Origin of the sequence: Kitasatospora sp. NPDC093550, from assembly GCF_044764985.1 — a bacterium.
Lineage (GTDB): Bacteria > Actinomycetota > Actinomycetes > Streptomycetales > Streptomycetaceae > Kitasatospora.
In genome coordinates this window covers 98,949-113,565 of record NZ_JBIWJF010000021.1, presented here as the reverse complement: position 1 = coordinate 113,565, position 14,617 = coordinate 98,949, and the positions used below count along the sequence as shown (strand labels likewise).

The 14,617-nt window shown below is 75.7% G+C and carries 10 protein-coding genes; 8 read left to right on the top strand and 2 right to left on the bottom strand.

Translation table 11 applies throughout. The annotated features are described in order from the left end of the window. Positions 1–170 precede the first annotated feature (170 nt). The 5 genes from ACIRD3_RS29070 (at position 171) to sucD (ending at position 7,295) form a co-directional block, all read left to right on the top strand. On the top strand, positions 171–1,253 hold the full coding sequence (locus ACIRD3_RS29070; protein ID WP_402222514.1) for an AAA family ATPase: 1,083 nt from the start codon (positions 171–173) through the stop codon (positions 1,251–1,253). Then, positions 1,250–3,613, top strand: a complete 2,364-nt coding sequence (locus ACIRD3_RS29065; RefSeq protein WP_402222511.1) for a DUF5682 family protein — start codon at positions 1,250–1,252, stop codon at positions 3,611–3,613. Before ACIRD3_RS29070 ends, ACIRD3_RS29065 begins: the two co-directional genes overlap by 4 nt. A 135-nt stretch (positions 3,614–3,748) precedes the next feature. Next, positions 3,749–4,912, top strand: a complete 1,164-nt coding sequence (locus ACIRD3_RS29060) for a VWA domain-containing protein (protein WP_402222508.1) — start codon at positions 3,749–3,751, stop codon at positions 4,910–4,912. A gap of 301 nt (positions 4,913–5,213) precedes the next feature. Continuing rightward, entirely contained in the window at positions 5,214–6,386 is a 1,173-nt protein-coding gene (sucC, locus tag ACIRD3_RS29055) for an ADP-forming succinate--CoA ligase subunit beta (protein ID WP_402222505.1), read from the top strand. Between the two features lie 18 nt (positions 6,387–6,404). After that, positions 6,405–7,295, top strand: a complete 891-nt coding sequence (gene sucD, locus ACIRD3_RS29050) for a succinate--CoA ligase subunit alpha (RefSeq protein ID WP_402222503.1) — start codon at positions 6,405–6,407, stop codon at positions 7,293–7,295. A 144-nt stretch (positions 7,296–7,439) separates the two neighbouring features. Here the strand turns inward: sucD and ACIRD3_RS29045 are convergent, their stop codons facing one another. Beyond that, positions 7,440–9,629, bottom strand: coding sequence for a LuxR C-terminal-related transcriptional regulator (locus ACIRD3_RS29045; protein WP_402222500.1), 2,190 nt, complete (start codon positions 9,627–9,629; stop codon positions 7,440–7,442). 132 nt (positions 9,630–9,761) lie between these two features. Between ACIRD3_RS29045 and ACIRD3_RS29040 the strand changes: the two genes are divergently transcribed. Continuing rightward, positions 9,762–11,246, top strand: coding sequence for a DUF6350 family protein (locus ACIRD3_RS29040; RefSeq protein ID WP_402222497.1), 1,485 nt, complete (start codon positions 9,762–9,764; stop codon positions 11,244–11,246). A gap of 4 nt (positions 11,247–11,250) precedes the next feature. Here ACIRD3_RS29040 and ACIRD3_RS29035 read toward each other — a convergent pair whose 3' ends face one another. After that, entirely contained in the window at positions 11,251–11,892 is a 642-nt protein-coding gene (locus tag ACIRD3_RS29035) for a hypothetical protein (protein WP_402222495.1), read from the bottom strand. Between the two features lie 458 nt (positions 11,893–12,350). On the opposite strand from ACIRD3_RS29035, the gene purN reads away from it, so the two are divergent. Together purN and purH are read left to right on the top strand one after the other, a co-directional pair. Then, entirely contained in the window at positions 12,351–13,010 is a 660-nt protein-coding gene (gene purN / locus ACIRD3_RS29030) for a phosphoribosylglycinamide formyltransferase (protein ID WP_402222492.1), read from the top strand. Next, complete coding sequence (gene purH, locus ACIRD3_RS29025) at positions 13,007–14,584, top strand: bifunctional phosphoribosylaminoimidazolecarboxamide formyltransferase/IMP cyclohydrolase (RefSeq protein WP_402222490.1); 1,578 nt, start codon at positions 13,007–13,009, stop codon at positions 14,582–14,584. Before purN ends, purH begins: the two co-directional genes overlap by 4 nt. The last annotated feature ends 33 nt before the right edge of the window (positions 14,585–14,617 follow it).

Below are 14,617 nucleotides of genomic sequence, written 5' to 3'. Positions count from 1 at the left end.
CACTGACAGTGGCTGACTGTCCGTCGCCCCCGCCGGTGCGGCGGCCGGGGCCGGTGTCAGTGGCGCGGTGCAGGGTGGTTCCCACAGGCCGGGACGCCGACCTGGCTCCCCCCGATCACCCTGTCGCCGGGGCACCCGTGTGCCCCGGCGGCCGACCCGAAGGAGCCCCCATGACCGAGGTTCTGCGGCAGCACGCCGAGGACGCCTTCGCCGGCGAACTGGCCGCCCTGGCCGCGCAGGACGACCGTCCGCGCCCCGAGCGCTGGAGGTTGTCGCCGTGGGCCGTGGCGACGTACCTGCTCGGCGGTGAGCTGCCCGACGGCACCCCGATCACCCCCAAGTACATCGGTCCGCGCCGGGTCGTCGAGGTCGCCGTGACGACCCTGGCGACGGACCGGGCGCTGCTGCTGCTCGGCGTGCCCGGCACCGCGAAGACCTGGGTGTCCGAGCACCTGGCCGCCGCGATCAGCGGCGACTCCACGCTGCTGGTGCAGGGCACGGCCGGCACGCCCGAGGAGGCCGTCCGGTACGGCTGGAACTACGCCCGGTTGCTCACCCACGGCCCCAGCCGGGACGCCCTGGTGCCCTCGCCGCTGATGCGGGCGATGGCCGACGGCAAGCTCGCCCGGGTCGAGGAGCTGACCCGCATCCCGGCCGACGTGCAGGACAGCCTGATCACCGTGCTGTCCGAGAAGACGCTCCCGGTGCCGGAGTTGGGCGGCGAGACGCAGGCCGTCCGCGGCTTCAACGTGATCGCCACCGCCAACGACCGCGACCGCGGTGTCAACGAGCTCTCCAGCGCGCTGCGCCGCCGCTTCAACACCGTGGTGCTGCCGCTGCCGGGCTCGCTGGAGGAGGAGGTCGACATCGTCACCCGCCGGGTCAACCAGCTCGGCCGCTCCCTGGAACTGCCCGAACTGCCCGGCGGCGCCGAGGAGATCAGGCGCGTGGTCACCGTGTTCCGCGAGCTGCGGGCCGGGATCACGGTGGACGGCCGGACGAAGGTCAAGACTCCCAGCGGCACCCTCTCCACCGCCGAGGCGATCTCGGTGGTGACCAACGGCCTGGCCCTGGCCACCCACTTCGGCGACGGCGTGCTGCGGGCCGGGGACGTGACGACGGGCATCCTCGGCGCCGTCGTCCGCGACCCGGTGGCGGACCAGGCGGTCTGGCGCGAGTACGTCGAAGGGGTGGTGCGCGAGCGCGACGGCTGGAAGGACTTCTACCGCGCCGCCCGCGAGGTGACGGCATGAGCGACGCCGAGGTCGCCCTGCTCGGCATCCGTCACCACGGACCCGGCTCGGCCCGGGCGGTGGCCGCCGCGCTGGCCGGCTGGCGGCCGGACGCGGTGCTGATCGAGGGCCCGCCGGAGGCCGACGACATCGTCCACCTCGCCGCCGAGAAGGACCTGGTGCCGCCGGTCGCCTTGCTCGCCCACGCGGTGGACGACCCGGCGAAGGCCGCCTTCTGGCCGTACGCCGAGTTCTCCCCGGAGTGGGTGGCGATCCGCCACGCCGTCGAGCACGACCTGCCGGTGCGCTTCATCGACCTGCCCGCCGGGTACGGCCTCGCGCCCGCCGGACCGGCCGGGGAGGACGCAGCCGGGGAGGACGCCGCCGAGGAGCCGCCCGCCGACCCGGTGGCGCTGCTCGCCGAGGCGGCCGGGCACGACGACCCGGAGCGCTGGTGGGAGGACGTGGTCGAGCACCGCGCGCCCGGCACCGACGCGCTGGCGCCGTTCGCCGCCGTCGCCGAGGCGATGGGCGCGCTGCGCGCCGAGGGCCTCGGCGAGTCCCGCCGGGACCTTCGGCGCGAGGCGTACATGCGCCAGCGGATCCGCGCCGCGCGCCGGGCCGGGCACCGGCGGATCGCCGTGGTCTGCGGCGCCTTCCACGTCCCCGCGCTGGAGACGATGCCCACCGTCGCCCACGACCGGGCCCTGCTCGCCGAGCTGCCGAAGAAGGTCCGGACGGACATCACCTGGGTCCCCTGGACGCACCGCCGACTCTCCCAGACCACCGGTTACGGAGCGGGCGTGCAGTCGCCCGGCTGGTACCACCACCTGTTCACCACCGAGGGCGACCCGGTGCCGCGCTGGCTCACCCGGGCCGCCGACCTCCTGCGCGCCGAGGACCACCCGGTCTCCTCCGCCCACGTCATCGAGGCGGTCCGGCTCGCCGAGACCCTGGCCGTGCTGCGCGGTCGCCCGCTGGCCGGGCTGACCGAGACCCTGGACGCCGTCCGCGCGGTGCTCTGCGAGGGCTCGGACGTCGCGCTGGAGCTGGTCCGGGACCGGCTGGTGGTCGGCGACGTGCTCGGGGAGGTCCCGGACAGCGCCCCGGCGGTGCCGCTGCAGCGCGACCTCGCCCGGCTGCAGCGCTCGCTGCGGCTCAAGCCCGAGGCCGCGCCCAGGGACGTCGACCTCGACCTGCGCAAGGAGAACGACGCCGCCCGTTCGCGGCTGCTGCACCGGCTGCGGCTGCTGGGGGTGGACTGGGGCGTGCCCGCCCGCTCCGCGATCGGCTCCACCGGGACGTTCCGGGAGAGCTGGCGGCTGTGCTGGCAGCCGGAGTTCGCGGTCCGGATCGCCGAGGCCGCCCAGTGGGGCACCACGGTCGAGGAGGCGAGCACCGCGAAGGCCGTCGGCACCGCCCGCTCGGCCGTCGAACTCGCCGAACTGACCGGCCTGGTGGAGTCCTGCCTGCTGGCCGGGCTGTCCGGCGCGCTGCCCGCCGTGATGCGGGTGCTCGCCGACTGCGCGGCCCTGGACACCGACGTCGCGCACCTGGCTGGGGCGCTGCCCGCGCTGGTCCGCGCGCTGCGCTACGGCGACGTGCGCGGCACCGACCACGGCGCGCTCGCCGAGGCCGCGGCGGGCCTGGCCGAGCGGGTCTGCGTCGGACTGCCGCCCGCCTGCGTCGGCCTGGACGCGGAGAGCGCGGCGGCGATGCGCGGCCGCCTCGACGAGGTGCACGGCGCGATCGGGCTGCTGACCTCCGACGCCGCACCGGCAGCCGTAGACCCGGGTGACGGCCCGGACGGCCCGGACGGCCCGGGCAGCGCGGACCGTCCCGACGGCCTGGCCGACCGGTGGGCCGCCGCCCTGCGCTCCCTGGCCGCCCGCGAACCGTCCGGCGGCCCGGCCACCGGCGCCCCCGGCGTGCTCCGCGGCCGGGCCGTGCGACTGCTGCTGGACGACGGACGGCTCGACTCCGAGGAGGCCGGCCGCCGACTGCGGCTGGTGCTGTCCGTCGCCAACGCCCCGGCGGACGCGGCCGGCTGGGTCGAGGGCTTCCTCACCGGCGGTGGCGCCCTGCTGCTGCACGACCCCCGGCTGCTCGCCCTGCTGGACGAGTGGCTGACCGGGGTGAGCGGTGAGGTCTTCACCGACGTCCTGCCGCTGCTGCGCCGCACCTTCGCCGGGCTGGAAGCGGGCGTGCGCACCACCATCGGCGGCCGGGTCGCGGCCGGCCCGCTCGGCGGACCCCAGGCGCACCCGGCCCCGGCGGGCGAGCTGGACCGGGCCCGCGCCGAGGCGGCCGACCCCGTGGTGGCCCTGCTGCTCGGCGTCCGCCCGAAGATCCCCCGCCAGGCGACCGGCCGCAACACCTGACCGACGCACCGACCACGTCCGGCCGGCGAACACCCCACCGACCACACCCCACCCCCCGGCCACGTCCGACCGGCCACATCCGACCGGCCACGTCCGTCGGTCACCCCGGACCACCGCCCGGCGAAGGAGGACCCCATGGCAACCACGACCGATGAACGGCTGCGCCGCTGGCGGCTGGTGCTCGGCGGCGAGGCCGACGGCACCGGCCGCACCCTGCGCGGCCGGGACGCCGCGATGGACGGCGCCCTCGCCGCCCTCTACCGCGGCACGCCCGAGGAGGGCGGCCGGGCCGGCCGCGGCGGGCGCCGCAGTGCCGGGCTCGGCGGCTCGGCCCCGCAGGTGGCCCGCTGGCTGGGCGACATCCGGGAGTACTTCCCGTCCACCGTCGTCCAGCTGATGCAGCAGGACGCGATCACCCGGCTCGGTCTGGACCGGCTGCTGCTGGAGCCGGAGATGCTGGAGGCCGTGGAACCGGACGTCCACCTGGTCGGCACCCTGCTCTCGCTCAAGCACGCGTTGCCCGAGACCACCCGGGAGACCGCCCGGGCCGTGGTCGGCAAGGTGGTCGCCGACCTGGAGCGCCGGCTCGCCGACCGCACCCGGGCCACCGTCGGCGGCGCCCTCGACCGCAGCGCCAAGGTCAACCGGCCCCGGCACCGGGACATCGACTGGGACCGGACGATCCGGGCCAACCTGAAGAACTACCTGCCCGAGCACGGCACCGTCGTCCCCGAGCGGCTGGTCGGCTACGCCCGCGCCCAGCGCGCCGTGAAGAAGGAGGTCATCCTCTGCATCGACCAGTCCGGCTCGATGGCGCCCTCGGTCGTGCACTCGGCGGTCTTCGGCGCGGTCCTCGCCTCGATGCGCACCCTGGACACCCGGCTGGTCGTCTTCGACACCTCGGTGGTCGACCTCACCGAGCAGCTCACCGACCCGGTGGACGTCCTGTTCGCCACCCAGCTTGGCGGCGGCACCGACATCAACCGCGCGCTCGCCTACTGCCAGTCGAGGATCACCCGCCCCTCCGAGACCGTCGTCGTCCTGATCAGCGACCTGTACGAGGGCGGCATCCGGGACGGCATGCTCAAGCGGGTCGCCGCGATGAAGGCGGCCGGCGTCCAGTTCGTCGCCCTGCTCGCGCTCTCCGACGAAGGTGCGCCCGCCTACGACCACGCGCACGCCGCCGCCCTGGCCGCCCTCGGCGCGCCGGCCTTCGCCTGCACCCCCGACGCCTTCCCCGGGATCATGGCGGCGGCCCTCGAGAAGCGCCCGATCCCGGTACCTGACCAGGGGGTGTGAGGGATTCACCCGGACGCGCGAATCCACCCGATCGGTGGACCGGACGTTCACCGGACGTTCTAGGCTGTCTGTGACGGTTCTCACCCATGCCGGGCAGGCCCCGGGCGGAACAGTCCCGTCCCACGGGGATAACCTGCCAGACGGACGTGACGCGCGTGTTGATTGACGTGTGCGCCCGTGGCTGTGTGGGCCGCAAGGCCGTACCTCTGCGTACCCGCACCGCCCCGACGACCCGCAGCGAAGATCCTGCCGTGGCACGCTCGTAGAGACACAATCCGCGACCACGAACAAGGACAAACACGTGGACCTGTTCGAGTACCAGGCGAGGGACCTCTTCGCCAAGCACGGTGTGCCCGTGCTTGACGGCGATGTCATCGAGACCGCCGCAGACGCTGCCGCCATCGCGGAGCGCTTCGGCGGCCGCGCCGTCGTCAAGGCTCAGGTGAAGGTGGGCGGCCGAGGCAAGGCCGGCGGCGTCAAGCTCGCCGCCGACCCGGCGGACGCCGTCGCCAAGGCCGAGCAGATCCTCGGCATGGACATCAAGGGCCACACCGTTCACAAGGTGATGCTGGCCCAGACCGCGGACATCCAGGACGAGTACTACGTCTCGTTCCTGCTGGACCGCACCAACCGCACCTTCCTGGCCATGGCCAGCGTCGAGGGCGGCGTGGAGATCGAGGTCGTCGCCGAGCAGAACCCCGAGGCGCTCGCCAAGATCCCGGTCGACGCCAACGAGGGCTGCACCCCGGAGAAGGCCGCCGAGATCGTCGCCGCGGCCAAGTTCCCGGCCGAGGTCGCCGACCAGGTCGCCGAGGTCCTGCAGAAGCTGTGGACCGTCTTCATCAAGGAGGACGCCCTCCTCGTCGAGGTCAACCCGCTGATCAAGTCCGGCGACGGCAAGATCATCGCGCTCGACGGCAAGGTCTCCCTGGACGAGAACGCCGAGTTCCGCCAGCCCGAGCACGAGGCCCTGGAGGACAAGGCCGCGGCCAACCCGCTGGAGGCCGCCGCCAAGGCCAAGGGCCTGAACTACGTCAAGCTCGACGGCCAGGTCGGCATTATCGGCAACGGCGCGGGCCTCGTCATGAGCACCCTCGACGTGGTCGCCTACGCCGGTGAGAACCACGGCGGCGTCAAGCCCGCCAACTTCCTCGACATCGGTGGCGGCGCCTCCGCCGAGGTCATGGCGAACGGCCTGGAGATCATCCTGGGCGACCCCGACGTCAAGTCGGTCTTCGTCAACGTCTTCGGCGGCATCACCGCGTGCGACGCGGTCGCCAACGGCATCGTGCAGGCCCTGGAGCTCCTCGCGAGCAAGGGCGAGAACGTCACCAAGCCGCTGGTCGTCCGCCTGGACGGCAACAACGCGGAGCTGGGTCGCAAGATCCTCGACGACGCCAACCACCCGCTGGTCCAGCGCGTGGACACCATGGACGGCGCCGCTGACCGCGCCGCCGAGCTGGCCAACAAGTAAGGAAGGGGACTTAACACCATGGCTATCTTCCTTACCAAGGACAGCAAGGTCATCGTCCAGGGCATGACCGGCGCCGAGGGCATGAAGCACACCCGCCGCATGCTCGCCTCCGGCACCCAGATCGTCGGCGGTGTCAACCCGCGCAAGGCCGGCACCACGGTCGACGTCGACGGCACCGAGATCCCGGTCTTCGGCTCCGTCGCCGAGGCGATGGAGAAGACCGGCGCGGACGTCTCCGTCCTCTTCGTGCCGCCGGCCTTCACCAAGGCCGCCGTCATCGAGGCCATCGACGCCGAGATCGGCCTGGCCGTAGTCATCACCGAGGGCGTTCCGGTGCACGACACCGCCGCCTTCTGGGCGTACGCCGGCTCGAAGGGCAACAAGACCCGGATCATCGGTCCGAACTGCCCCGGCCTGATCAGCCCCGGACAGTCGAACGCCGGCATCATCCCGGCCGACATCACCAGCTCCGGCAAGATCGGTCTGGTCTCGAAGTCCGGCACCCTGACCTACCAGCTCATGTACGAGCTGCGCGACATCGGCTTCTCCTCGGCCGTGGGCATCGGCGGTGACCCGGTCATCGGCACCACCCACATCGACGCCCTCAAGGCCTTCCAGGAGGACCCGGAGACCGAGATCATCGTCATGATCGGTGAGATCGGTGGCGACGCCGAGGAGCGTGCCGCGGCCTACATCGCCGAGCACGTCACCAAGCCGGTCGTCGGCTACGTCGCGGGCTTCACCGCCCCCGAGGGCAAGACCATGGGCCACGCCGGCGCCATCGTCTCCGGCTCCTCGGGCACCGCCCAGGCGAAGAAGGAGGCCCTGGAGGCCGCCGGTGTCAAGGTCGGCAAGACGCCGTCCGAGACCGCTCGCCTGGCCCGCGAGATCATCGCCGCCAAGGCCTGATCCCGCTCCCGGCGCGCAACGAGCGCCCCCGCCCTTCCCGGGCGGGGGCGCTCGCCGTTTCCGGGCCGGGCCGCCCAACGCTCGCGCCGCCGGGCCGCCCGACGCTCGCGCCGCCGGGCCGCCCGACGCTCGCGCCGGCCGACGTCAGTGCGCGCGCGGGCCCGGCGCGCACGGCCGCGGCGACCACGGCCGGCAGACCGCCGGGGCCTTCGGGGGCGGGGCGTCCGCGCCCCGGGCCGCCGCCGGCTCCCAGCGGGCGACCGCCTGCGGGTGCGGCTCCACCAGCACCGCCTCCAACCCGGGCGCCGGGCTGCACCACAGGCTGCGGATGCCGTTCGGGGCCCCGCCCGGCAGCAGCGGCACGCCCGCCTCCTCCTGGTCGGCGGACAGGCACAGCGAGGGCGCCGGCGGGTCCGGCGGCCGGAACAGCACCGCCGGCCGCACACCCGCCAGGGTCGCCAGGGTCGCCCCGCCCACGGCCACCGTCAGCAGTGCCGCCGCGCCCGTCCGGCTCGCCGTCCACAGCCGGTGCTTGGCCCGCAGTACGGGCACCGGCGACCGGTGCGGTTGCGGACACCCCCGCACCGCCGCCCGGTGCAGCAGTCGGCTCAGCCCGTCCGCGAAGCCCGGCGCCGTCGGATCCGTCCCCACCAGGTCCGGCACCCACTGGGCCAGCGCCGCCCGGGCCGTCCACACCCGGCCCTCGGCGGCCGCCAGCGTCGACTCCACCTCCACCGCGATGGCCGCGGCCGGCAGTCCGAGCCCGTCGTGCAGCACCAGCGCCCGGCGCTGCGGCCGCGACAGGCGCTTGAGCGCCTTCAGCAGCGCCCGGTCGCGGTCGGTCAGCCGGTCGTGGTCCGGCAGCACCGCCTGCGACTCGTCGGCCGGCCGGACCTTGATCCGCCGGTGCGGCAGACCCCAGGCGTGCGCCCGCCGAGGCCCGCCCCGGTGCCAGGGCGACAGCGCCAGCTCGAACGCCCGCACCCGCACCCACCCCTCCGGATCCCCCGACCCGGCCGCCGCGGACCAGCCCCGCCGCGCCTCCCCGAACGCCCGCCGTACGCAGTGCACCGCGCGGTGGCGGCAGGCGGTCAGCAGGAACACCTGCTGCACCAGGCGGGTGTGCGCCGTCTCGTACAGCTCCTCGAAGCGGGGCTGCCCGGAGCGGGGCGCGCCGTGGCCGGGGTGGTCGGGGTCGGGGTGGTCGGGGCCGGGGTCGTCGGGCGCCGGCGCCGGGAGGTCGGCGAGCGCCTCGTCCGCGGCGGGCGGCGGGGCCGGACGCGCTCCCAGGGTGCCCGTCCGGGCGCGCCCGCCCGAGACCGGTGCGGCCGGAACCGTGTGCGTCATGTCGCCGTGCCCTTCCGTGCCCGCGGGGTGCTGCTCTCCGCTCGCAGTGCTGGAACCCGGGGCCGCGGGCACCGGGCCGTCCGGCGCTCCCGTGCCCGCCCGGCGCGCCCGCCCGCCACCGGCCGTGGCCGGGGCGGTCCCGTCGCCGAGCCCCTCCTGGCCGGCCGCCGCCTGCGCGCGCCCGCCACCGGAGGGCCGCTGCGGCCCCTTCGCCATGGTGGCGGCTCGGGCGTCCTGAACGGTGTCGCCACGCCTCGCCGGGTCCATCCGGGCCTGCCCGTCGGCGGTGGTCACGGCGGGCCCGGTCGCGCCGGTCTCCGGGCCGGTCGGGGACGCGGTGTCTGGCCGGGGTGCCTGGTCGGGGCGGGTGGGCGGTGGTTCGCGCGGGGGCGTGTGCGCGGTGGCCCCGGGCTCCTGCCGGGCCCGCCGCGCCGTCCGTTCGCGCCGGCCGCCCGGAGGCGTCGCGGGAGCCGAGGGGTGGGCGGCGGGGGCCGGTGGCGCCGGTTCCGCCTCCGGCTCGGACGGGGCCACCCGGGCCGCGCCGTCGTGGTCGTCCCCGGCCGCACGTGCCGCCGCTGCCGCCCCGGCCCCCGGCGCCGCAACGGCCGTTCGTGTGCGGCCGCCATCGGCCACGGCCTGCCCGCCGCGCGGGGCGGGCCCGAGGGAGGACGGGCTGAGGCCGGCGAAGTTCGCCGGGCGGAGGGCCGGGACGTACGGGAGGGAGCCCGCGGCGAGCGTGAGGGCCTCGCTTTCGGTGGCCGCGCCGAGTTTCCGCATGGCCCGCAGGAGGTAGCTGCGGGCGGTGCTGGGGGTGACGCCGAGGGCCGCGGCGGTGTGGGGGAGGTCGTGTCCGGCGGCGAGGTGGGCGAGGGTCTGGGCCTCACGGGGGGTCAGTTTCCGCAGCAGACGGGCCGCGTCCCGGTCGCCGTCGGCGGGTTCGCGGTGGCGCTCCGGGGTGGGGGAGTCGGCGGTGGACGGCGTGGTCATCAGACGCTCCGGGCCGGGGCGCCGGCGGCTTGGGGGCAGGGTCTGAAAATGCGCATAAGCCAATAATCTGGGACACGGCGGCGGTTTGCCGCTTCACGGAGCATGGCGAGTCGCCTTGGCACCATGAGGCGCATGACGCAGTTGATGGGCCGTCCGATCCTGGAGGCGCCGGGAGAATTGGGCGGCCGCCCCGCCCTGGCCGACCTGTTGGCGGGGGTGCGGACGGCGCTGGTCGGCCTGGCGGTGGTCGGGGTGCCGGTGCTCGGACTCTGGGTGGTGACCCCGTACGCGGACGACGGCGCGGCCGCCGCCACCCGGTTGGCGGGGGCGCTCTGGCTGCTCGGGCACGGTGCGCCGGTGCTGCGCGGGGAGGCGGACGCCCCGCTGAGCGTCACTCCGCTGCTGGTCGGCGCGCTGGCCGTGGTGCGGCTCCACCGGGCGGGTGCCGGGGTCGCGGCGCGGCGCGGACTGCGCTCGCGCTGGGGCGGCCCGGTGGCGCTGTGGGCGGGGTACAGCGCCGTGGCGGTCGCGGTGGCGGTGCACTGCGCCGGTGCCGGGCTGTTCCGCAGCCGGGTGCTGCTGGACGTCCTGGTGGTGGCGCTGGTGGCGGGTCTGGCGACGGCCGCCGGAGTCCGCTCGGCCGAGGCCGTGGCCGGGGCCGGGGACGCCCCGGTCGGCGCCTTCCCGCTGGACCGGCTGGAGCTCCTCCCGCCGCCGTACCGCCCGGCCGGTGCCGCGCCGGTGGTGCGGGCCGCGGCGCTGGCGGCCGGGGCCGGGCTGGTCGCGGCGGGCGGGGTGCTGGTGGCGGTGTCGGCGGTGCTGGACGCGGTGACCGGTGGCGGGCGGGGGATGGCGCTGCTCGGGCGCGGGCCCGCCGCGCTGCTCGGGTTGCTGCTGCTCACGCTGGCGCTGCTGCCGAACGCGGTGCTGTGGGGGGCGGCGTACGCGTTGGGCCCCGGGTTCGCGGTGGGGGCGGGGACGGTGGCGTCGCCGGGCGGGACGGTGCTGGGCCCGGTGCCGGAGTTCCCCCTGTTCGCCCTGCTGCCGGCCGACGGCCCGGGCGGCTGGCGGTGGGCGGTGCTGGTGCTGCCGCTGCTGGCCGGGGTGGTGCCCGCGGTGCTGCTGGGCCGTGCGGCGGCGGGCCTGCGGAGGCCGGTCGCGGGGAGCGAGCGCGTCGGCGGCATGGAAGGGCCCGAGGTGGCCGAGGACCGGTCCGGGCCCTGGCCGCCGGCCGCGACCGTGACGGCGGCCCTGGCGGCGGCCCTGGTGGTCGGGGCGGGCGCGGCGGTGCTGGGCTGGCTGTCCGGTGGGGCGCTGGCGGGCGGGCGGATGGCCTGGCTGGGGCCGCTGCCGTGGCGGGCGGGCCTGGCGGCGGCGGGCTGGTTCGCGCTGGTGGCCGTCCCGGGCGCCCTGCTGGTACGGCTCCGCGCGCTCGCCCCGGTTCGGCCCGGTGCCTCGGGCCCGGCGGACGGTCAGGGCGCGTACGCCCGGCTCGCGTGGCGGGCGCGCCGGGGCGCGCTACGGCTGCGCGCCCGTGCGCACGCCCTGGTGCTGTGGTTGGCCCGGCCGTCCGGGGCTCCGGCCCCGGGCCCCGACGGCCGGGACCCGATCGACTGACGGGCTACTCGGCGTTCCCGGTGAAGTCCACGTACCACTGCGGCGCGTACCGGTCGCAGTTCTCAGCGCCGACGGCGGTCAGCGAGTCCTGCACGCAGGTGACGTAGTCCCGGTAGTGGTAGCCGAGGCCGATCACCGAGGTGGCGACCACGACGGTCATCGCACCGGTCAGGATCCCGGCGAGCGCGGCCGGGGTGAGCGGGTTCGGCGTCGCACCCCCGGGGAGCGGGCCGACCGGGCCCGCCGCGCCGACCCGGCCGGCCGCGGCCGGGCTGCCCTTCGGGCTGCGCAGCGCTCTGATGCCCCAGACGATGCCGAGCACCCCGACCAGCAGGGCGATCCAGTGGAAGCCCGCGAACAGGCAGACCAGCGCGAACGGCCCGGCGAGCGCGGCGTTGCGGGCCCGGCGGTGGGCCGGGTTGGCGGGGTCCAGCCGAGGCGGCTGCGGGGCCGGCGGACGCTGTCCGGGGCGGCCGTCGCCCTGCCCCCACGGCGGCGGCAGCTGCGGGCGCTCGCCGCCCTGGCCGCCGGCGCCGTCCTGGCCCTCGCCGGCCCAGGGACTGCGCGGCTGCCACGGCTGCTCCGGGGCGTCCGCGGGCGGCGGCGCGAAGGGGTTGCGCTCGTTGCTGTCGTCGCCGCTGCTCATGGGTTCAGCCAATCCTTGTCGGTCGGGACTCGGTCGGGACGCGGTAGGGCTCGCCGGGACGCGGTCGGGCTCGTCGGGGCCCGGTCGTGACTCGTCGGCGCGGTCGCCCGCGCCCTCCCATGATCCCGCAGCCGTTCCCCGCGCCACCGGCGGCCCGGCCCGGCGCCGCCGCCGGCCCGGATCCGGGCCGTCCGGTCCGGCCCGGGCCGGGCGCGACTCCGGTGCGGTGGGCCCGAGGAGATCCCCGTCTCAACTACGCGCGTAGCGCCGCCGGGAGGGTGCGGAGGCCGTCCGACCAGCCGTTATCGTGGTGACGGTCAGCAGCTCACATCGGTTCCCGGGGCCCGTGTCATGGCGGGTTCTCCTGGTGTTCCCCCTCGCTCGACCTGCCGTTCGTAGTGGCCCCACCGCCGGTGGACGTACCAGCGCACGGCGCCCGACCTACGGAGAATCGCGCAGTGGCCGCCGCCCCCGCCCAGCACTTCCCGCCCCGTACGCCCGGACCGGCCCGCCTGGTGGTGCTGGTCTCCGGCTCCGGCACCAACCTGCAGGCGCTGATCGACGCCGTCGCGGACCCGGCGTACGGCGCCGAGATCCTGGCCGTCGGCGCGGACCGGGACGGGATCGCGGGCCTGGAGCGCGCCGCGGAGGCCGGTCTGCCGACCTTCGTCCACCGGGTGAAGGACTTCGCCGACCGGGCCGGCTGGGACCGCGCGCTGACCGCCTCCGTCGCCGAGTACGAGCCGGACCTGGTGGTCACGGCCGGCTTCATGAAGATCCTCGGCCCCGAGTTCATCGCCGCCTTCGCCGGGCGGATCGTCAACACCCACCCCGCACTGCTGCCCGCCTTCCCCGGTGCCCACGGCGTCACCGACGCGCTCGCGTACGGCGTGAAGGTCACCGGCTGCACCGTCCACCTGGTCGACGCCGGCGTGGACACCGGGCCGATCATCGCGCAGGGCGTCGTCGAGGTCGTCGACGCCGACCACGCCGATGGCGGCGAAGCGCTGCACGAGCGCATCAAGACTGTCGAGCGCAAGCTGCTCGTCGACGTCGTGGGCCGGTTGGCCCGCGAAGGTCACCGCATCGAGGACCGAAAGGTATGGATCCCGGCATGAGTGCCAGCTCCACCACCCCCCCTGTCTCCGAGAACGTCCGTCCGATCCGTCGTGCGCTGATCAGCGTGTACGACAAGACCGGTCTGGAGGAGCTGGCCCAGGGCCTGCACGCCGCCGGGGTCGCCATCGTCTCCACCGGTTCCACCGCCGGCCGGATCGCCGCCGCCGGTGTCCCGGTGACCGAGGTCTCCGAGCTGACCGGGTTCCCGGAGTGCCTGGACGGGCGCGTGAAGACCCTGCACCCCCGCGTGCACGCCGGCGTGCTGGCCGACCTGCGGCTGGAGTCGCACCGCGCGCAGCTGGCCGAGCTGGGCGTCGAGCCCTTCGACCTGGTCGTGGTGAACCTCTACCCGTTCAAGGCCACCGTCGCCTCCGGCGCCACCCCGGACGAGTGCGTCGAGCAGATCGACATCGGCGGCCCGAGCATGGTCCGCGCCGCCGCCAAGAACCACCCCTCGGTGGCTGTCGTGGTCGACCCGGCCCGTTACGGCGACGTGCTGACGGCCGTCCGCGAGGGCGGCTTCGACCTGGCCACCCGCAAGCGCCTGGCCGGTGCCGCGTTCGCCCACACCGCCGCCTACGACGTGGCCGTCGCCTCCTGGTTCGAGGCCGGCTACGCGCCGAGCGACGAGCGCTTCCCGGAGTTCCTGGGCTCGACCTGGGAGCGGCAGAACGTGCTGCGCTACGGCGAGAACCCGCACCAGGGCGCCGCGCTGTACAGCGACGGCACCGGCGGCCTGGCCGGCGCGCAGCAGCTGCACGGCAAGGAGATGTCGTACAACAACTACGTCGACACCGACGCCGCCCGCCGTGCCGCGTACGACCACGCGGAGCCGGCCGTCGCGATCATCAAGCACGCCAACCCGTGCGGCATCGGGACCGGCGCCGACGTCGCCGAGGCTCACCGGAAGGCGCACGAGTGCGACCCGGTCTCCGCGTACGGCGGCGTGATCGCGGTCAACCGCCCGGTCACCGTCGAGCTGGCCGAGCAGATCGCCCCGATCTTCACCGAGGTCGTCGTGGCCCCGGGCTACGAGGACGGCGCCCTCGAGGTGCTGACCAAGAAGAAGAACCTGCGGCTGCTGCTCGCCCCCGAGGCCCCGGCCAACCGCCAGGAGGCCCGCCCGATCTCCGGCGGCGTGCTGCTGCAGGACGCCGACCGGGTGCACGCCGAGGGCGACGACCCGGCGAACTGGACGCTCGCCACCGGTGAGGCGCTCTCCGCGGCCGAGCTGGCCGAGCTGGCCTTCGCCTGGCGGGCCTGCCGGGCCGTCAAGTCCAACGCGATCCTGCTGGCCAAGGACGGCGCCTCGGTCGGCGTCGGTATGGGCCAGGTCAACCGGGTCGACTCCTGCAAGCTCGCGGTCGAGCGGGCCGGCGAGCGGGCCAAGGGCGCGTACGCGGCCTCGGACGCCTTCTTCCCGTTCGCGGACGGCCCGGCGATCCTGATCGCGGCCGGGGTCAAGGCGATCGTGCAGCCCGGTGGTTCGATCCGTGACGAGGAGGTCGTCGCGGCGGCCGCCGAGGCCGGCGTGACGATGTACTTCACCGGCGCGCGGCACTTCTTCCACTGAGCCCGCTGACGGCGTGACGGCATGACAGGACGG

Bases quoted from the DNA above. Each gene is read 5' to 3' on its own strand.
- ACIRD3_RS29065 (WP_402222511.1), top strand. From the start codon at position 1,250: ATGAGCGACGCCGAGGTCGCCCTGCTCGGCATCCGTCACCACGGACCC.
- ACIRD3_RS29045 (WP_402222500.1), bottom strand. From the start codon at position 9,629: ATGACCACGCCGTCCACCGCCGACTCCCCCACCCCGGAGCGCCACCGC.
- sucD (WP_402222503.1), top strand. From the start codon at position 6,405: ATGGCTATCTTCCTTACCAAGGACAGCAAGGTCATCGTCCAGGGCATG.
- purH (WP_402222490.1), top strand. From the start codon at position 13,007: ATGAGTGCCAGCTCCACCACCCCCCCTGTCTCCGAGAACGTCCGTCCG.
- ACIRD3_RS29040 (WP_402222497.1), top strand. From the start codon at position 9,762: ATGACGCAGTTGATGGGCCGTCCGATCCTGGAGGCGCCGGGAGAATTG.
- ACIRD3_RS29070 (WP_402222514.1), top strand. From the start codon at position 171: ATGACCGAGGTTCTGCGGCAGCACGCCGAGGACGCCTTCGCCGGCGAA.
- ACIRD3_RS29035 (WP_402222495.1), bottom strand. From the start codon at position 11,892: ATGAGCAGCGGCGACGACAGCAACGAGCGCAACCCCTTCGCGCCGCCG.
- ACIRD3_RS29060 (WP_402222508.1), top strand. From the start codon at position 3,749: ATGGCAACCACGACCGATGAACGGCTGCGCCGCTGGCGGCTGGTGCTC.